Annotated in this window: 17 protein-coding genes and 1 other RNA gene; 7 read left to right on the forward strand and 11 right to left on the reverse strand. The window is 66.0% G+C overall.

Going from position 1 to position 17,285, the window contains the following annotated elements:
• Positions 1 to 2: 2 nt before the first annotated feature.
• Complete coding sequence (locus QRM60_RS14275; protein WP_285446452.1) at positions 3 to 1,190, reverse strand: sensor histidine kinase; 1,188 nt, start codon at positions 1,188 to 1,190, stop codon at positions 3 to 5.
• Between the two features lie 394 nt (positions 1,191 to 1,584).
• Between QRM60_RS14275 and QRM60_RS14280 the strand changes: the two genes are divergently transcribed.
• On the forward strand, positions 1,585 to 2,823 hold the full coding sequence (locus tag QRM60_RS14280; protein WP_285446436.1) for an efflux RND transporter periplasmic adaptor subunit: 1,239 nt from the start codon (positions 1,585 to 1,587) through the stop codon (positions 2,821 to 2,823).
• 30 nt (positions 2,824 to 2,853) lie between these two features.
• Here QRM60_RS14280 and QRM60_RS14285 read toward each other — a convergent pair.
• Positions 2,854 to 2,927, reverse strand: a non-coding RNA gene (locus QRM60_RS14285) — sX9 sRNA.
• A gap of 342 nt (positions 2,928 to 3,269) precedes the next feature.
• On the opposite strand from QRM60_RS14285, the gene QRM60_RS14290 reads away from it, so the two are divergent.
• The 4 genes from QRM60_RS14290 to QRM60_RS14305 all read left to right on the forward strand — a co-directional run bounded on the left by QRM60_RS14290 (position 3,270) and on the right by QRM60_RS14305 (position 7,769).
• Positions 3,270 to 3,959 (forward strand): ABC transporter ATP-binding protein, encoded by a 690-nt coding sequence (locus tag QRM60_RS14290; protein WP_011038986.1) that lies wholly within the window; start codon positions 3,270 to 3,272, stop codon positions 3,957 to 3,959.
• Between the two features lie 12 nt (positions 3,960 to 3,971).
• Positions 3,972 to 5,132, forward strand: coding sequence for an ABC transporter permease (locus QRM60_RS14295; protein WP_070693771.1), 1,161 nt, complete (start codon positions 3,972 to 3,974; stop codon positions 5,130 to 5,132).
• Positions 5,133 to 5,145: 13 nt separating this feature from the next.
• Positions 5,146 to 6,465 carry an ABC transporter permease gene (locus tag QRM60_RS14300; RefSeq protein ID WP_161962919.1) on the forward strand — a complete coding sequence of 440 codons (1,320 nt, stop codon included), beginning with the start codon at positions 5,146 to 5,148 and terminating at the stop codon, positions 6,463 to 6,465.
• Positions 6,466 to 6,647: 182 nt separating this feature from the next.
• The gene (locus QRM60_RS14305; RefSeq protein WP_011038989.1) at positions 6,648 to 7,769 is read left to right on the forward strand and encodes an alpha/beta fold hydrolase; all 1,122 of its coding nucleotides are present in this window, start codon (positions 6,648 to 6,650) and stop codon (positions 7,767 to 7,769) included.
• Positions 7,770 to 7,918: 149 nt separating this feature from the next.
• On the opposite strand, the gene rarD is transcribed toward QRM60_RS14305, so the two are convergent.
• A complete protein-coding gene (gene rarD / locus QRM60_RS14310; protein WP_012439498.1) occupies positions 7,919 to 8,827 on the reverse strand; it encodes an EamA family transporter RarD in 909 nt (302 codons plus the stop codon).
• On the reverse strand, positions 8,824 to 9,726 hold the full coding sequence (yedA, locus tag QRM60_RS14315; RefSeq protein ID WP_042595646.1) for a drug/metabolite exporter YedA: 903 nt from the start codon (positions 9,724 to 9,726) through the stop codon (positions 8,824 to 8,826). Before yedA ends, rarD begins: the two co-directional genes overlap by 4 nt.
• A gap of 122 nt (positions 9,727 to 9,848) precedes the next feature.
• On the opposite strand from yedA, the gene QRM60_RS14320 reads away from it, so the two are divergent.
• On the forward strand, positions 9,849 to 10,232 hold the full coding sequence (locus QRM60_RS14320) for a Rap1a/Tai family immunity protein (RefSeq protein ID WP_042595648.1): 384 nt from the start codon (positions 9,849 to 9,851) through the stop codon (positions 10,230 to 10,232).
• A 123-nt stretch (positions 10,233 to 10,355) separates the two neighbouring features.
• Here the strand turns inward: QRM60_RS14320 and QRM60_RS14325 are convergent, their stop codons facing one another.
• From QRM60_RS14325 to rocF, 7 genes are all read right to left on the reverse strand, one after another.
• Positions 10,356 to 12,008, reverse strand: coding sequence for a M28 family metallopeptidase (locus QRM60_RS14325; protein WP_285446453.1), 1,653 nt, complete (start codon positions 12,006 to 12,008; stop codon positions 10,356 to 10,358).
• Between the two features lie 164 nt (positions 12,009 to 12,172).
• Complete coding sequence (locus tag QRM60_RS14330; protein ID WP_285446437.1) at positions 12,173 to 13,117, reverse strand: MBL fold metallo-hydrolase; 945 nt, start codon at positions 13,115 to 13,117, stop codon at positions 12,173 to 12,175.
• 83 nt (positions 13,118 to 13,200) lie between these two features.
• The gene (locus QRM60_RS14335; RefSeq protein WP_161960434.1) at positions 13,201 to 14,490 is read right to left on the reverse strand and encodes a tryptophan--tRNA ligase; all 1,290 of its coding nucleotides are present in this window, start codon (positions 14,488 to 14,490) and stop codon (positions 13,201 to 13,203) included.
• Between the two features lie 159 nt (positions 14,491 to 14,649).
• Positions 14,650 to 14,859, reverse strand: a complete 210-nt coding sequence (locus tag QRM60_RS14340) for a CsbD family protein (RefSeq protein ID WP_011038998.1) — start codon at positions 14,857 to 14,859, stop codon at positions 14,650 to 14,652.
• A 233-nt stretch (positions 14,860 to 15,092) separates the two neighbouring features.
• Complete coding sequence (locus QRM60_RS14345) at positions 15,093 to 15,227, reverse strand: entericidin A/B family lipoprotein (protein WP_011270059.1); 135 nt, start codon at positions 15,225 to 15,227, stop codon at positions 15,093 to 15,095.
• A gap of 76 nt (positions 15,228 to 15,303) precedes the next feature.
• Entirely contained in the window at positions 15,304 to 15,456 is a 153-nt protein-coding gene (locus QRM60_RS14350; protein ID WP_011038999.1) for an entericidin A/B family lipoprotein, read from the reverse strand.
• Between the two features lie 110 nt (positions 15,457 to 15,566).
• On the reverse strand, positions 15,567 to 16,490 hold the full coding sequence (rocF, locus tag QRM60_RS14355; protein ID WP_103700858.1) for an arginase: 924 nt from the start codon (positions 16,488 to 16,490) through the stop codon (positions 15,567 to 15,569).
• Positions 16,491 to 16,803: 313 nt separating this feature from the next.
• Here rocF and QRM60_RS14360 point away from each other — a divergent pair, with 313 nt between their 5' ends.
• Positions 16,804 to 17,265 carry a roadblock/LC7 domain-containing protein gene (locus tag QRM60_RS14360; RefSeq protein WP_285446438.1) on the forward strand — a complete coding sequence of 154 codons (462 nt, stop codon included), beginning with the start codon at positions 16,804 to 16,806 and terminating at the stop codon, positions 17,263 to 17,265.
• The last annotated feature ends 20 nt before the right edge of the window (positions 17,266 to 17,285 follow it).

Below are 17,285 nucleotides of genomic sequence, written 5' to 3' on the forward strand. Positions count from 1 at the left end.
CGTTAGTGTGACTGTGGCATCAGCGGCACCGGCAGCGGCGGAGTGGCCGGCGCCAGCGTGGGGCGCGGCAGCGGCACGCTGGCTCGCAAGCGCATGCCACGCGGCAGCGCTTCCACATCCAGTGCACCGCCCAGGCCTTGCAGACGCGTACGCATGCCGTCCAGGCCGTTGCCGGGCACGATCACGCCACCGCGCCCGTCGTCGGTGATTTCCAGCACCGCCTGCGCGTCCTGTGCCTGCAGGCGGACCCGCACGCGTTTGGCCTGCGCATGGCGCTGCACATTGGTCGCGGCCTCGCGCACCACCAGCGCGAGCGCGGTCTCGTGTTCGGGTGGCAAGGCCAGCGTTTCCAGGTGCTGCTCCAGCACGATGCCGTCCAGGTCCAGCAACACCCGCGCCGAGGCCAGTTCGGCCACCAGCCCGGCCGCGCGGATGCCGGTGACCGCGCGCCGCACCTGCGCCAGCGCATCGCGCGAGATCTGCGCCACCGCATCGATCTCGCTGCGCGCCGCCTGCGGATCACGCTCGATCAGGCGGGCGGCCAGATCCGCCTTGAGTGCCACCAGCGACAAGGTGTGCCCGAGCAGATCGTGTAGATCGCGGCCAATGCGCTCGCGCTCGGCAGTGGCGGCCAGCCGCCGCACTTCATCCTGCGACAGCCGCAGCAGCATGTCCTTGCGCTCGTTGACGCTGTACACCGCGCCAACCGCCGCCATGCCCAGCACCGAAACCGGCAACCACACCAGCGATTGCCAGCCCAGCCCCAGCCAACGCGCCCAGGCCAGGTAGAGCAGGTTCATCAGCACCAGCATGCCGAAGTGCCGCCACAGTGCGTGCCGCGTGGAGGGGCGCAGGCTCAGGCAGGCAAACACGAAATAACTGATGCCGGAGGAATACACCGGCAGCAAGGCCGCGCTGAGCACGCCCATGGCCCAGGCGTAGCGATACAACTGGCCGCGCGGGGCGAGCAGCATGCGCGCGTACAACAGCAGGAACACCGGATACGACAGCAGCGTGCACAGCAGCCAGGTGGCATCGTATCCACGCGAAGAAAACACCGGCACCACAAAGATCCAGGCCGACCACAGCAGGTGCACGCAATCCATCCAGGGCGACTGCCCTTGCGCAAGGCGTGCGCTGACCTGCGAGTTGGCGGCGGGGCGTAACCAGGCAGGAGGCGGAAAGCGCATCTGGATGAGTCCGGTGAGGAAGCTGGAGTCTGCCACTGCGGTGCGCACAGTGGACTGGAACAGTTGAGCACGCAGCCGGTCTGTAAGGCACGGCCCGCTTGTCGCGTGCGCCAGTGCGTACACCTGCGACGCGACGGGCGCAGCGCTGGCACCGCATGCCTGGCGAACACGACAGCCTGGCACGCGCCCAGCATCGCCCGCTGCCACCGCCGCGCCCAGTTGCCGCTGTCATGTGCGGCGGGTGACAGCTGTCACTGGCGGGCACGATGCGGCAGTTGCATGCTGCGCGGCACCCCACCCCGTTGGTCGCCTTCGTATTGCTGGTGACTTCCGGCAGCTTGCGGCACGGCGCCCGGCCGGTCACATTTCGCGCAGCACCCCGTCACGGTCAACGATGAACACTTCCGCCGATTTGCTCAAGCAACTCCGTATCGATCGCCAGACCCCGCCACCGGCCCCGTCCCGGCGTGGGCTGTGGATCGGCCTGGCCATCGTGCTCGTCGTCATCGTTGCCGCCGCGTTGTGGTGGTTCAACCGGCGCCAGGTCATCGAAGTGCAGACCGCACCGGTGGTGGCGATCAGCGCCGGCAGCAGCAGCGCCTCGGTGCTGGATGCTTCCGGTTACGTGGTGGCACGGCGCATGGCCACCGTGTCGGCGCAGGTCACCGGCAAGGTGCGCGAGGTGATGATCGAAGAAGGTATGCGCGTGGAAGAAGGCCAGGTGATGGCCATGCTCGACCCGCTGGACGCCGACGCGCAACGCACCTTGTCCGCCTCGCAACTGTCGGCCGCACGCAGTCAGGTGGACAACATGCAGGCGCAGCTAGCGGTGGCCAATGCCGATGCCTCGCGTCTGCAATCGCTGGTAGGGGCGCAACTGGTCTCGCGCTCGCAGTACGAACAGGCCACCGCGCAGCGCGATGCCTTGCGTGCGCAGCTGCAGAATGCGCAGCGCAACGTGCAGGTGGCCTCCAATCAACTGGCGATCTCGGCGATCCGCTCGGACTTCAACGTGGTGCGCGCCCCGTTCGCGGGTGTAGTCACCGCCAAGGCCGCGCAGCCGGGCGAAATTGTCTCGCCGCTGTCGGCCGGCGGCGGCTTCACCCGTACCGGTATCGGCACCATCGTCGACATGGAATCGCTGGAAATCGAGGTGGAGGTGGGCGAGTCCTACATCGGCCGGGTGCAGCCGAAGATGCCGGTCGACGCGGTGCTCAATGCCTACCCGGAATGGAAGATTCCCGGCGAGGTGATCGCCATCATCCCCACCGCCGATCGCGGCAAGGCCACGGTGAAGGTGCGCGTGGCATTGAAGGTCAAGGACCCGCGCATCGTGCCGGAAATGGGCGTGCGGGTGAGCTTTCTGGAACCGGCCAAACCGCAGGAAGCGGCCACGCCGCAAGGCGTACGCGTGCCCGCCGCCGCGCTGGTGGAGCGCGATGGCGCCACGGTTGCCTTCGTGGTCGATGCGGAAAACCGCGTGCAGGCGCACACCGTTACCACCGGCATCACCCTGGGCGAGGACAGGCAGGTCAGCAAGGGTCTCACCGCCGGCGACAGCGTGGTGTTGCAGCCGCCGGCGCAGTTGAAGGATGGCGACACGGTGGCCGAGGCGGCCGCCGAGAGCGAGTGACGCACGCGATGGCGCCTTTGCACTAAGAGCGGCTAACAAAACGTAGCGAGCAGCCGTCAGGTGGGTGCGGACGGCGCGGAGGAACCGGAGTGTACGGGGGTCATGCCGATTCCGAGCACCGGCCGCGCCCGCCTGGCGGCTGCGCAGTCGTTTTGATAGCTGCTCTAAGCAGACGCAACCTGGTTGCAGCGCAGCGCTGCGGCGTTTGTCGAAATCAGCAGTTGCCGAACGTCGTGTGCTGTGTGTCTTGCTGTGTCGTGCCCGCTGTTGAATTGCTGGAGCCCGCTGTGTGTGGCCGTGTTTGCCGTTGTCGCGCCGCATCGCGGCCGCCGTGTGTAGCACCAGTTGGCCGCAGCGCGTAGCCGCGGTGTTGCACCGTCGTCCTGCCATGCGTTGCCGCTTTGCCTTGCCGTTCCATTCCCGCCATTGCCCCGTCAGGAACCGTCATGACCGCCCTTGTCACCCTGCGCAACATCACCAAGACCTACCAACGCGGCCCGGAAAAAGTGCAGGTGCTGCACGGCATTGACATGGAAATTGCCCGCGGCGATTTCGTCGCCATGATGGGGCCCTCCGGCTCCGGCAAGACCACCCTGCTCAACCTGATCGGCGGGCTGGACACGCCCAGCGGTGGCGAGATCGAGATCGAAGGCGAGCGCATCGATCGCATGAGTGGCGGCCAGCTCGCCACCTGGCGTAGCCACCATGTCGGCTTCGTGTTCCAGTTCTACAACCTGATGCCGATGCTCACCGCGCAGAAGAACGTGGAGTTGCCGTTGCTGCTCACCTCGCTCAACGCCGCCCAGCGCAAGCGCAATGCGGAAATCGCCCTGACCCTGGTCGGCCTGCAGGAACGTCGCAATCACAAGCCCAGCGAATTGTCCGGCGGCCAACAGCAGCGCGTGGCGATTGCACGCGCAATCGTGTCCGACCCCACCTTCCTGATCTGCGACGAACCCACCGGCGATCTGGACCGTCACAACGCCGAGGAAATCCTGCGCCTGCTGCAGGAACTCAACCGCGAACACGGCAAGACCATCGTCATGGTGACCCACGACCCGAAGGCCGCCGAATACGCAACCCACACCATCCACCTGGACAAGGGTGAGCTGGCCGACGCGCCACTCGCGCTGTAAAGGAGCGCTGCCATGAAGTATCTCTCGCTGGTGTGGGCGCAACTGTTCCGCAGCAAGACGCGCACCTTGCTGACACTGCTGTCGGTGGTGGCGGCGTTCCTGTTGTTCGGCATGCTCGATTCGGTGCGCGTGGCGTTTACCTCCGGCGGCAATGTCAGCGGCGTGGACCGGCTGGTGGTCGCCTCGCGGCTATCGATCACCCAATCGCTGCCGATCCGCCTGGAAAACCAGATTCGCAGCGTGCCGGGCGTGCGCGATGTGACCTCGGCGATGTGGTTCGGCGGCATCTACCAGGACCCGAAGAATTTCTTCCCGAACTTTTCGGTGGCGCCGAACTTCTTCGATGTCTACAGCGAATACCAGCTACCCAAGGACCAGCTCAAGGCCTTCCAGACCACGCGCACCGGCGCGGTGGTCGGCGAGTCGCTGGCCAAGCAATTCGGCTGGAAGATCGGCGACACCATTCCACTGCAGGCCACCATCTTCCCGCGTAGCGGCAGCAACGATTGGCCGCTGCAGCTGGTTGGCATCTTCCGCATGAAGGACCGCACCGTGGCGGCCAACCAGGAACGCCAGTTGATGATGAACTGGAAATATTTCGACGAATCCAACGACTACATCAAGAACCAGGTGAGCTGGTACACGGTGACCTTGCGCAGTGCCGACCAGGCCTCGCGCGTGGCGTTGGCGATCGATGCGTTGTCGGCCAACTCCGATCATGAAACCAAGTCGCAAACCGAATCGGCGTTCCAGCAAGCCTTTCTCAAGCAGTTCGCCGACATCGGTTTGATCGTCACCTCGATCATGGCCGCAGTGTTTTTCACCTTGCTGCTGCTGACCGGCAACACCATGGCGCAGGCGGTGCGCGAGCGCATTCCGGAACTGGCCACGCTCAAGACACTGGGATTCCAGGACCGCACCGTGCTGACGTTGGTGATGGTCGAATCGGTGTTGCTGATCGGCCTGGGCGGGTTGATCGGCATGGGGTTGTCGGCGTTGGTGATTCCGATGGTGGCCGCGCGTAGCGGTGGCCTGATGCCGACACAGACGGTGCCGCTGCAGACCTGGTTGGTCGGCCTGGGCCTGATGGCCGGGATCGGCATCGTGGTGGGTGTGCTGCCGGCGTTACGCGCGCAGCGCTTGAAGATCGTCGATGCCCTCGCCGGCCGCTGACAGGAGCACGCAGATGCAAAGCAAATGGAAGAACCGTCTGGTCAATCTGCTGTCGGTGGTGCTGCTGGCAATCGGCCTGGCTGCGTGGATCGCCTTGCCATGGACGTTGTTGCTGCCGATCGCCGCGCTGTTGGCGGTGTGGTTGGTGGTCACACGCAGCGGCCGGCTGTCGCTAGCGGCGGCACGCATCGGCATTGCGACGTTGCCGCAACGCTGGGGCTCCAGCTCGGTGATCGTGGTCGGCATCGCCGGTGTGGTCGGGGTGCTGGTGGCGATGCTGGCGATGGGCCAAGGCTTCCAGGCCACGCTCAACAACACCGGCGACGACAGCACCGCCATTGTGCTGCGCGGCGGCTCGCAAGCAGAAACCAACTCGGTGATTACCCGCGATCTGGTGCCGTTGATCAGCAACCTGCCCGGCATTGCGACCGATGCCAACGGGCGCGCGCTGCTGTCGCCGGAATTGGCGCAGGTGGTCAACATCGCCTCCAAATCCGATGGCACCGACGTCAACGCGCAATTGCGCGGGGTGGGTGAACAGGCCTGGGCGGTGCACACCAAGGTCAAGTTGGTGCAGGGCCGCCACTTCACGCCCGGCCTGCGCGAGATCGTGGTCGGCAAGGGCGCGTTGAATCAGTTCCGCGGGCTGGAACTGGGCAAGGCGCTCACCCTGGGCAGCCAGCAGTGGACGGTGGTGGGCGTATTCGCGTCCGGCGATGCGCACGACTCGGAGATGTGGACCGACGCGCAGACCCTGGCCACCACCTACAACCGCAGCGCGTATCAGTCGATCACCGCGCGCACCGCCGGCAAACCGGGGTTTGCTCAGTTCAAGGCCGCCATGGCCGCCGATCCACGGCTCAAGCTGGATGTGGACACCACCCGTGCGTACTACGGCAAGCAGGGCGGCGGCTTGAACAAGTTGATCAGCATTCTGGGCACGGTGATCGGCGCGATTATGGCAGTGGGCGCGGTGTTTGGTGCACTCAACACCATGTATGCCGCCGTGGCCACGCGGGCGCGCGAGATCGCCACCATGCGCGCGATCGGCTTCCGCGGGGTGCCGGTGATCATGGCGCTGATGCTGGAAACCATGCTGCTCGCCCTGCTCGGCGGCCTGCTGGGCGGGCTGATCGCCTGGGCAGTGTTCAACGGCTACACCGTCTCCACGCTGGGCAACAACTTCAGCCAGGTGGTGTTCCAGTTCAAGGTGTCGCCGGAGCTGCTGTGGAGCGGGCTGAAATGGGCGCTGGGCATTGGGCTGGTGGGCGGGCTGTTCCCGGCATTGCGCGCGGCGCGCTTGCCGATCACCACGGCATTGCGCGAGGTGTGAGGCGGGCGGCTGTCCGCCGGAATTGGGGAATCGGGATTGGGGATGTGTAACAGCCAGGGCAAACCATCTGGCTGCGGCTGAACGCCGGGCGGGCTGTCATCGTTTTGTCACCGCACTGCGGTAGATGCGCGCGCCAGGCAGGCCGTAGTCTGCTCGGCCGCTTCGCCCTTCGATGCATTGCCATGACGCGCCTGCTCCTGCTGGCCTGCGCCTGCCTTTGGCTGGCCGGCTGTTCCTCGTCCTCCACCTCGCTGAGCGAGCGCCTGGTCGCGCCCGGCGGCACCTCGCCGTTGCTGGACGAAGAACGCATTGCCGCCACCATCGCCAGCGTGCCCAGCCGCAGCGGGCACGTGGTCACCCGCGACCAGGTGCCGATCTTCTGGCGCGCAATCGACCCGGGCCAGTACGCCATGCGCTACCGCTACCGCGGCCAGCGGCATGACCCGGCGCATGCGCTGGACGTGGATTTCAGCTTCACCGCGCCCACCGCGGCCGCGCCGGCCACACCGCGCGGCACCGTAGTGCTGCTGCACGGCTGGATGATGGATGGCGACTCGCTGCTGCCGTGGTCGTTGGAGTTGGCGCAGGCCGGCTACCGCGTGGTCACCATCGACCTGCGCAACCACGGCCATTCCGGCGGTGGCCCGTCCGGCTACGGCACGCGCGAGTCCGACGACGTCATCGATGTGATCAATGCACTGCAGCCGCGCGGCGAGATTCAGGGCCCGCTGTACCTGTTCGGGATTTCCTACGGCGCGGCCACCGCGCTGTTCACCGCCGACAAACTGGGCGACCGCGTGGCCGGCGTGGTGGCCATGGAATCCTTCGCCAATGCCGGGCGCGGCATTCGCGACATGGTGCCGCACCTGCTCGCCAGCCAGCCCAACGGCTGGCGTGGGCAGGCGGTGGCAGCGTATGCGCGCTGGCGCTATGGCGGCCAGGACATCGATGCGGTGATTGCCGCGGCAGACACGCAATTACAGCTGGATCTGGACCATGTCGACGTCACCCAGGCATTGGCCGCCACGCGCAGCTGCGTGCTGCTGTTGCATGGCGATGCCGATCAGCACATTCCGGTGGCGCATGGCCGTGCCCTCGCCCTGGCCAGCCCGCGCGCGCACTACCTCGAGCTGCATGACGAAGACCATCTGAGCCTGCCGTTGCGCCTGGACCTGCTGGCGCAGCCGATCGATGCCTGGCTGGCGCAAACGCAACAGGACCGCGGCACTTGCCCGGCCCCGCAGGCACTGCCGGCCTCCACGCTTGCTGTAGCAGCGGCGGCCGCAACGCCGCCGCGTAGCTGATCGCAGGGCAGGCCGTCGCTTCAGAGCACTGCGCGACGATACGCGCGTAGCGAAACCAGATCGCACATCGAGTCCCGCACGCGCAGGTGCATCAAGCACACGACCACGTCCGCGCGGACTCTCACACCTGCATGCCACACGCTCCGCGCTCAGCGCGACGCCGCAGGCCTGCGCGCACGCCACACGCTGTCGCCGACAAACAACAACAAGCCCAGCCAGATCGCGGCAAATCCAATCGCACGGCCCTGGTCGAACGGCTCATGGAAGAACCACACGCCCAGCAGCAGCTGCAGACTCGGCGCGATGTATTGCAGGATGCCCACCAGCGACAGCGGAATGCGCCGCACACCGTAGGCGAACCCGATCAACGGCAAGGCGGTGACCACGCCGCCGAAGATCAGCATCGCATCGGTGCCCAGGCTCCAGCTGCCGATAAAACCGCCGCCGTGGCCGTACTCGCCCCAGCCCACCAGCAGCAGTGCCGGCACGAACAGATACACGCTTTCCACGCCCAGGCCGGCCACCGGATCCACCGCCACCAGTTTGCGCAGCAAGCCATACAACCCGAACGAACTCGCCAGCCCCAACGCGATCCACGGCGGCGCGCCCGCATCGAGCGTCAGCCACAGCACGCCCAGCGCCGCGCATGCCACCGCCACCCATTGCAGGCGCCGCAGGCGCTCCTTCAACACCACCACGCCCAGCAGCACGCTCAGCAGCGGGTTGATGAAGTAGCCCAGGCTGCTTTCGATCACATGCCCGGCGTTGATCGCCCAGATATACAGGCCCCAGTTGAAGGCAATCGCCACGCTGCTGCCGGCCAGCATCGCCAGCGCGCGCGGCTGCGCGGCGATCGTGCGCCACCAGCGCAAGCCGGAGGTGGCCACCAGCCACGCCACCACTAGCAGCGCACTCCAGACGATGCGATGGCCAATGATCTGCAGCGACGGCACCGCCTTGAGCACATGCCAGTACAGCGGAATCACGCCCCACAACACGAAGGTGGAGGCGGTGATCAACAACCCGCGGCGCGCTTCGACCGGCGACACCGCGCTCATCGGCGCGCCTTGGCAAGCGTCACCACCAGCACGCCGCACAGGATCACCGCCATCGCGCCGATGTCGTGCGCACTGAAACGTTCGTGGCCAAGCCAGGCGCCCAGGCTCACTGCAATCACCGGGTTGACGTACGCATAGCTGCCGGCCAGCGCCGGGCGCACGTGATGCAACAGCCACACGTACGCGGTGAACGCCACGATCGAGCCGAACACGCACAGGTAGGCCACCGCCAGCAGGCCCTGCGTGGTGGGCCAGGCGTGCGGGCGTTCGCCCAGCAACAGGCCGGTGCTCACCAGCAACACGCCGCCGCACAGCATCTGCCCGGCGGCGGTCATGAACGGGGTCGGCAGATCACGCCCACGCGACCACACCGAGCCGAACGCCCAGCCGATCGGCGCGATCAGCAACAACACCAGCCCGCCCGGCGTGGCGGTCAGGCTGCTGCCGGCATTGAGCCAGACCACCCCAAGAAATCCGATCACGATGCCCAGCCATTCGCCGCGGCTGGCGTGCTGGCCGCGCAACGCGCCGAACAAGGCCATCCACAACGGCACCGATGCCACTGCGGTCGCCGCCAGGCCCGACGACACGCTGCGCTCGGCCAGCACCACCATGCCGTTGCCCAACAGCAACAGCGCCGCGCCCATGAAGGCCACATGCGTCCATTGCGCAGGTGTCGGTGCGGCCACGCCACGCCAGCGCAGCACCGCATACAACAGCGTGCCGGCAACGATGAAGCGCGCGCCGGACACCATCGTCAGCGGTTGCGCGCCGCCGGCCAGGGCGAAGCGGATCACCAGGTACGTCGAGCCCCACACCACGTAGACCAGCAGCAGCGCGAGAACGACCAGCCCGTTGCGCGCAGGCGCAGGCGCGGCAGCGTTGTGAGAGGAAGACATCGGACATGCCAAGTGCAGCGGAAGCTTCAATTCTAGAGCACCTGCACACGCTCTCGTGCCGCATGCGCTCGCCTGCCGCGCACGTTATGGTGCCTACCGACTCTCATCACGATGGAATGCTTATGCAGCGTCGCATCACCTTGCTGGCCTTGGCCGCCCTGAGCCTGCTCTCCACCACTGCAGCGGCGCGCACGCCCGAGCCGTGGGAACTCACCGGGCAGGCGCTGATCGATGCCGGACTGGACGGTTCGCTGGCACCGGAAATCGACGCACCCGGGCAGCCCGAACTCAAGGTCATGGTCTCGGCCAGCCGCGCCGGCGCGTACGTACTCGGCGTCGCCAGCACCGGCTATCGCACCAAGTGGTGCATGCCCGCAGGCAAGGCCGGCCCGCCGGACTTGCAGTCGATCATTGCCGATCTTGCGGCGCTGCCGTTGAAGCGTCTGGAAGAGCCCGCTCCCGGCCTGATCCTGCAGGCGCTGGCCAAACGCTACCCGTGCCGCTGAGGGTCAGATTGCTTGGGCACTGCCGCAATCCTTTGGCGGCGTGCGCGATACAGCTGAAGGTGCATCTGCACTCAGCGACGCCCGGGCCTGACCACCGCGCCGGGCACCAGCACCACGCCGCGCTTACTTGCGTGCCGCATCGCTCTTGCTACGGATCGCCTTGAATTCCGAACCGTCCTGCCAGCTCGGCCATTGCCGGTTGTTGGCCAGCGCCACGCCCACGTCATAGACCAGCGTGGTGTCGGCCGCATGGCCGCTGGCATCCCATTGCGGGGTCCAGCGATCGCAGGGCTGGTGATAGCACTGCGCAAAGTAGGTATCGCGCAGCGCCTTGCCGGTAGCCACGCCACCGTCGAGCATGTCCAGGCCCGGGCCTGCGGTGATCGCCGGCACACCCATGCGGGCAAACGCGAAATGATCGGCGCGGTAGAAGAAGCCCGCTTCCAGATTCGGGTCCGGCGAATACGTGCGCCCACGCGCCTTGGCCGCCTGTTCCAGATCGCCCTCCAGCGACACCCGTCCACGGCCCCAGGAGGCGATATCGCGGGTCGGGCCATCCGGGCTGAACATCTCCATGTTGAGCACCGCCACGGTCTTGTCCAACGGCGCCAGCGGATGTGCCGCGTAGTAGTTGGCACCCAGCAGGCCCTTCTCTTCGGCCGTCAACGCAATGAAGTACAGCGTGCGCTGCGGTCTGGGGCCGGCAGCGAACACGCGCGCCAGTTCCAGCACGCTGGCCACGCCGGTGGCGTTGTCCACCGCACCGCGCCGGATCGTGTCGCCGCTTGCATCGGCCTTGCCAACCCCAAACGCATCCCAGTGCGCGGAGAAGATCACCGTCTCATCCGGATGCTGGCTGCCGGTAAGCTTGCCCACCACGTTGTGGGTTACCACCCGCTCGCGCTTGAGCTTGAAGTCCACCGACAGGCGTGCATCGCCCAGCGCGATCGGTGCGAAATCGCGCTGCTGCGCACGCTGTTTGGCTTGCTCGAAATCCAGGCCGGCGCGCTGGAACAACGATTCCGCTAATGCACGCTGCATCCAGCCACGCACCGGCACGTGCTGCGCGCGGGCGTCGGCATCATTGCGTTCGATATCGAACAGCGGCGACAGGCCGGAGCTCTGCACCGTGGCCCAGCCATACGCGGCCGGCGCGGTCTCGTGCACGATCAATACACCGGCCGCGCCGCGGCGCGCGGCTTCTTCGTACTTGTAGGTCCAGCGGCCGTAGTAGGTCACCGCCTTGCCGTCGAATGCGCCCGGCTGCGGCGTAGCGAAGTCGGCATCGTTGATCAGCACCACCGCGATCTTGCCGCGCAGGTCCACGCCCTTGTAGTCGTCCCACTGCCGTTCCGGCGCGCTGATGCCGTAGCCCACGAACACCAGCGGCGCATTCTTCAATGCCACCGAGTCGATCGGCCGCAGGCTCTGCAAGGTCACATCGGTGCCGTTGACCAGAGATTGGTCCTTGCCGCCCACATGCAACGTCGCGCGGACCGGCCCATCCACCTGCGCACGCACCAGCGGCACAGCCTGGGTCCACCCGCCCTGCTCGCCACCGGGCTGCACCCCTGCGGCCTTGAATTGCTCGACCAAATAATCCACGGTGCGCTGCTCGCCGGCGCTGGCCGGTGCACGACCTTCAAAATCTTCGGACGCCAGCAGGCGCACATGCCGCGACAGCGCTTCGGCATCGATCCCGCCGCCGGGCAGATCGTTGGCGGCCTGCGCCACGCCTCCCACAAACAGGCAGGCGGACAACAGCAGGATGCGCATCGGATTCACGGCGTGGCCTTGCAACTCAAAGATGACCGACAGTTTACAAAGCGCGCGCGCAAAACCGTAGCGCTGTGTTGCTGCGTGATACGGGCAAGCGTGCTGCGCAGTGATTCGCACGCGGTTGCCATGACTTGCAGCGCAACCACACGCCATACGCCGCCTCAGCCCGCGCGCACCGGCCGGTCCAGCCAGCAGGCCAATCCCTGCGCATTGAGTTCGATATCGGTGGCCAGCAAGTGCTCCACCGCGGCATCGTCCAATGGGCAGCCATGCTGGCGTGCGCGCTCCAGGTAGAGCGCGGTCAATGCAGCCACCAGGCAGCGGTGGCGGTCGGCACGCTCGGCACAGCCGTGCGCGATCTCGGTCATCGCATGGATCTGCTGCACCAGCGCCTGCGCCAATCGCTGCGGATGGGTCACGCGACCATAGTAGGTGAGATACATCGCCTCTGGCGCCATTGCCATCAGCCGTGCGATGGACTGCAGCATGGCCTCTGGCTCGAACTGCACCGGCGATGAGGTCGGCAGGATGAAGGCGCCCTGCGCGCTATCGAGCTGGCGATACGACAACCCGAAGGTGTCGCCGGTGAACCAGCTGCGGCTGCGCGCATCCCACAGGCACAGGTGATGCCGCGCATGCCCGGGCGTGTCGATGCACTGCAACGCGCGTGTACCCAGCAGTAGCGTATGCCCGTCCGGTGCCTGCACCACGCGTTCGGCCGGCACCGGCAGGATTTCGCCATAACTGCGCGCCAGCGCTTCGGCGCCATAGACGGCGGTGGCGCCGGCAATCAGACGCGCCGGATCGATCAAATGCGGCGCGCCGCGCGGATGCACCAGCACGCGCGCATTGGGCAGGTGCTGCAGCAAGGCACCGGCGCCGCCAGCGTGATCCAGGTGCACGTGGGTCAGGATCAACCACTCCACCTGCGCCGGCGTCAGCCCGGCATGGGGCAACGCCGCCAACATGTGCGGCACCGAAAGACTGGTGCCGCAATCGACAAATGCGCCGCGTTGTTCGTCGACGATCAGGTAGGCGGCATCGAAGTTCGCGCCGCCAAAGCCGGTGTCGATGATCTGGATGCCATGCTCGACGGGTTCTGTCATGCCCACCACACGATTGCCATGCGCAGCCTCAAGTGTAGACGCGTGCGCAGCGCTCCGCTGTGGACCACGTCAAGCGGCGACAATCACGCCTCGCGCAGCGCGCGCAATGCGGCAAGCACCGGCGCCGCATCGGCTGGCAGCTGCACACCCGGCAGTTGCAGCTGGGTGGTGTCTTCGGCCTGTTTCAAGCGCGCAATCAGCTGGCCCGCCTCGCGCGGCGATGCAAAGCCATCGCTCTGTAACAGCAAGGTACCGGCCGCATCGTGCAACTTGAAATAGAACTGGCCATCGCTCTCGCGGTATTGCTTGAATACCGGTAATGCAGCCTTTGCCGTCGTCGCCGGAGCCACCGCACTGGCCTGGCTGGACAGATCGCGCAAGCCCACCGCATCGCGCAGTTGCGCCAGCAGCGGCGTGGCATAACGGGCCCGCAGGCGCGCACCGCCGGCACGCAACGTCGCCTCGATCTTGGCCGGCTCAGCCATCAATGCCTCATAGCGTGCGCGCAGCGGTGCGATCTCCAGATCGATGCGTTCGAACAGTTGCTGCTTTGCATCGGCCCAGCTGATGCCATCGGCGAACGCCTGCGCAAACGCAGCGGTTTCCTGCGGCGTGGCGAAGGCCTGATACAGCTGGAACAGTGCCGAGCCCTGCGTGTCCTTGGCCTCGCCCGGCGCACGCGAGTCGGTCAGGATCGAGAACACCAGCTTGCGCAATTCCTCGCGCGGGGCGAACAGCGGAATGGTGTTGTTGTAGCTCTTGCTCATCTTGCGGCCATCCAGGCCCGGCAAGGTGGCCACCTGCTCATCGATCACCGCATCGGGCAGGGTGAAATAGTCCTGCCCATACACATGGTTGAAGCGCTGCGCGAAATCGCGCGCCATCTCGATGTGCTGGATCTGGTCGCGCCCCACCGGCACCTTGTGCGCATTGAAGATCAGGATATCGGCGGCCATCAGCACCGGATACATGAACAATCCGGCGGTGACTCCGGCGTCTTCGTCCTCGCCCTCGGCGCGGTTCTTGTCCATCGCCGCCTTGTAGGCATGCGCGCGGTTGAGGATGCCCTTGCCGGCCACGCAGGTCAGTAGCCACATCAACTCGGTGGTCTCCGGCACATCGGACTGGCGGTAAAACCACACCTTGTCCGGATCCAGGCCACAGGCCAGCCAGCTGGCTGCGATTTCCAACGTGGAGCGCTGCGTCCGCGCCGGGTCCTGCGCCTTGATCAGGCTGTGCAGGTCGGCCAGGAAGTAGAAGCTCTCGGCATCGGTAGCCGTGCTGGCCTGGATGGCCGGGCGGATCGCACCGACGTAGTTGCCCAGGTGCGGTGTGCCGGAGGGAGTGATGCCGGTAAGAACGCGAGTGGTCATCTGCATAGGCCAGGGAATCAGCCTGCAAGTTTAACGGTTCCGCGCCGGGGCATCCGCCAGCGCCTGGCGCCGGTGCCGCGTAGAACGAAAGACGGGCCGCAGTGCGGCCCGTCCCTTGCTCACGCTGCTCAGCCGATGGGCGCGCGGGCGCGTTGTGCCTTAGCGGTCGTCGCGCAGCGACTTCTCGAAGGCGCGCACCTCGGTCTGAGCGCGGTCACGGTCCCAGCCATAGCGCTCCTGCAGCTTGCCTTGCAGGTACTCGGCATTGCCTTCGGCCACCTTGAAATCGTCGTCGGTGAGGTCGCCCCACTTGGCCTGCATCTGGCCCTTGAGCTGGGTCCACTTGCCGGAAATGATGTCAGTGTTCATTGCGATTCTCCGCTGCTTGCGGCCGCGATTGACCGTGGCGCCAGCTTGATTCTGGCCGCGTTCGGCACAGGTCAAAAGATGTCGAGCGCGCACTCACCGCGATGAACGGTTGCCATCGCATCCGCATGCGAAGGCGATGCCTGCACCCGCACATAGTGCCGCGCGCCATTGCGTCATCCACAAAAAAAAACGGGCCTTTCGGCCCGTTTTTGTTCACCGATGCAGCAAGTGGATCACTTGCGCGCGGCGTCTTCCACCTTCTCGCCAGCGCCCTGCACGTCCTTGCCGGCACCTGCGACGGTGTTGCAACCCGCCAGCATTCCAACCGACAACATCGACAGCACCAACAATGCAATTGCACGCTTCATAAACTCACTCCTTCATAGGCACGCGGCGGTCGCCGCAGATCAATCAAGACCAACCAAACAGATCAAACAAAACCGATCAGCACTTACCGTCGCTGCATTTGTCGGCGGTCTTCTCGACCTTGTCACCCGCACCCTGCATGTCCTTTCCGGCACCAGCCATGGTGTTACAGCCAGTCATCATGCCGGCCGAGAACAGGCCCAGCACCATCAGTGTCAGCAGTCGCTTCATTTGGTCTTCCTCGGTTCCGCGTCCGGTGCCGATGCACCCCGCTTGGCGCCAAATCTGACTGCGCGACCGTGGATTTGATGTGAACGCCGGGCCAAACGTTCAGGCACCGATCAATCTCGCATCAGCGTCGACTTGCCAAACAGGCTTTCCACCAGATCCACCGCCAGCTCGGCGGTGGCGTTGCGGTTGTCCAGTACCGGATTGAGTTCCACGATATCCAGCGACCCCATTCGCCCGGTGTCGGCGATCATCTCCATCACCAGCTGGGCCTCGCGATAGTTCGGCCCACCCGGCACGGTGGTGCCTACGCCCGGCGCAATGCTGGGGTCCAGGAAGTCCACATCGAAGCTCACATGCAGGTGGGTATCGGCGCTCATGCCTTGCAAGGCCGCTTCCATGGTGCGCTTCATGCCGGCTTCGTCGATGTAGCGCATGTCGTAGACGTCAATGCGGTGCTGCTTGATCAGGCGCTTCTCGTCCGGGTCCACCGAGCGGATGCCGATCTGCCGGATCTGCTCGGGCAACACGGCGGGCGCGCTGCCGCCCAGGTGGGTCAGCGCCTGCGGGCCAAGGCCGCACAGGCAGGCCACCGGCATGCCGTGCACGTTGCCGGACGGGGTTACCTCGCTGGTATTGAAGTCCGAATGCGCATCCAGCCACAGCACCCGCAGCGGGCGATGCTGCTCGCGGCAGTACTTGGCCACCGCGGTGATCGAACCGATGCCCAGGCAATGGTCGCCGCCCAGCATGACGGGCATGCGGCCTGCGCACAGCTCTGCGTAGCTGGCGTCCATCAGCGCCTGGTTCCAGGCCACCACCTCGTCCAGATGCCGGTACCCGGCCTGCGGTGCCTGCCAGGGATTGCGCGGGCCATCCAGATTGCCCAGGTCACGCACCTCGACGCCGCGCCCGACCAAGGCCTCCTGCAGCCCGGCGATGCGCAATGCCTCCGGCCCCATCCGGGCACCACGGTGGCCGGCACCGATGTCGGTGGGCACGCCAATCAGGGAAACCGGCACGTACTGCGTTGCCATGCATTGCTCCAGCATCGGGAAAGCCGCGCAGTCTAGTCGTCGCATCGCGCAACTACGCGCGGCAGCGCAGCACGGCACACCGCTTGCATCGTGGTGCGTAGTCGTCATGACTGCCGTGAGCACCGTCATAAGTGACGTTGCGGGGCAGTTTGTGGCACGCGCAGCTTTGCGGACTGTGCTTGTCTGACCGCACAGTTAAGAAGCTGAGGCCGGTATGACTTTGCCCTCATATGCCGATGGTATCGTTCGCCCGCCAGCGCAGGACCGGTGTCACTTATTCGCGCAGGCCGTTCGCAACAGGGGGAAAATTTTCATGCCGCACAACGCCGTCAACCAGGTCGTCAAGGCTGCCGTGGGCGAAGTCGCGCGGGCGTCGCATCAGTACGACCTGCAGCGCATCGGGCGCGAATTTGCGCAGACCATCGAGCGCGAACCGGGGATCCGGCTGCTGATGTTGTCCACCGCCGACGGGCGCGCGATTACCGAGCAATCCAGCCTCGACGCCGATGGCCGCCGGCTTGCCGCCATGGCCAATTCGTTTTTGACGCTGGGCGAGACGCTGGCGCGCGAATCGGGCCTGAGCGAAGCCGATTACGCCACCATCAGCACCCGTGGCGGGCAGTTGGTGCTGATCCGCATCCGTGCCGACAAACCATTGACGCTGACCGCCGTGGGCGCCAACGATCTCAATGCCGCCGCGCTGCTGTTTAACGCACGCGATTGCGCGGGCCGGCTGGCCACGGCGCTGGCAACGCCACCGCCGGCCACCGCGTAGCACTGCTCGCTTGGCACTGT

It is taken from the genome of Xanthomonas sp. fls2-241-TYG-148 (assembly GCF_030208815.1).
Classification (GTDB): Bacteria; Pseudomonadota; Gammaproteobacteria; order Xanthomonadales; family Xanthomonadaceae; genus Xanthomonas; species Xanthomonas campestris.

Coding starts and splice junctions, on each gene's coding strand:
- QRM60_RS14275 (WP_285446452.1), bottom strand. CDS start 1,190: ATGCGCTTTCCGCCTCCTGCCTGGTTACGCCCCGCCGCCAACTCGCAG.
- QRM60_RS14280 (WP_285446436.1), top strand. CDS start 1,585: ATGAACACTTCCGCCGATTTGCTCAAGCAACTCCGTATCGATCGCCAG.
- QRM60_RS14290 (WP_011038986.1), top strand. CDS start 3,270: ATGACCGCCCTTGTCACCCTGCGCAACATCACCAAGACCTACCAACGC.
- QRM60_RS14295 (WP_070693771.1), top strand. CDS start 3,972: ATGAAGTATCTCTCGCTGGTGTGGGCGCAACTGTTCCGCAGCAAGACG.
- QRM60_RS14300 (WP_161962919.1), top strand. CDS start 5,146: ATGCAAAGCAAATGGAAGAACCGTCTGGTCAATCTGCTGTCGGTGGTG.
- QRM60_RS14305 (WP_011038989.1), top strand. CDS start 6,648: ATGACGCGCCTGCTCCTGCTGGCCTGCGCCTGCCTTTGGCTGGCCGGC.
- rarD (WP_012439498.1), bottom strand. CDS start 8,827: ATGAGCGCGGTGTCGCCGGTCGAAGCGCGCCGCGGGTTGTTGATCACC.
- yedA (WP_042595646.1), bottom strand. CDS start 9,726: ATGTCTTCCTCTCACAACGCTGCCGCGCCTGCGCCTGCGCGCAACGGG.
- QRM60_RS14320 (WP_042595648.1), top strand. CDS start 9,849: ATGCAGCGTCGCATCACCTTGCTGGCCTTGGCCGCCCTGAGCCTGCTC.
- QRM60_RS14325 (WP_285446453.1), bottom strand. CDS start 12,008: ATGCGCATCCTGCTGTTGTCCGCCTGCCTGTTTGTGGGAGGCGTGGCG.
- QRM60_RS14330 (WP_285446437.1), bottom strand. CDS start 13,117: ATGACAGAACCCGTCGAGCATGGCATCCAGATCATCGACACCGGCTTT.
- QRM60_RS14335 (WP_161960434.1), bottom strand. CDS start 14,490: ATGACCACTCGCGTTCTTACCGGCATCACTCCCTCCGGCACACCGCAC.
- QRM60_RS14340 (WP_011038998.1), bottom strand. CDS start 14,859: ATGAACACTGACATCATTTCCGGCAAGTGGACCCAGCTCAAGGGCCAG.
- QRM60_RS14345 (WP_011270059.1), bottom strand. CDS start 15,227: ATGAAGCGTGCAATTGCATTGTTGGTGCTGTCGATGTTGTCGGTTGGA.
- QRM60_RS14350 (WP_011038999.1), bottom strand. CDS start 15,456: ATGAAGCGACTGCTGACACTGATGGTGCTGGGCCTGTTCTCGGCCGGC.
- rocF (WP_103700858.1), bottom strand. CDS start 16,490: ATGGCAACGCAGTACGTGCCGGTTTCCCTGATTGGCGTGCCCACCGAC.
- QRM60_RS14360 (WP_285446438.1), top strand. CDS start 16,804: ATGCCGCACAACGCCGTCAACCAGGTCGTCAAGGCTGCCGTGGGCGAA.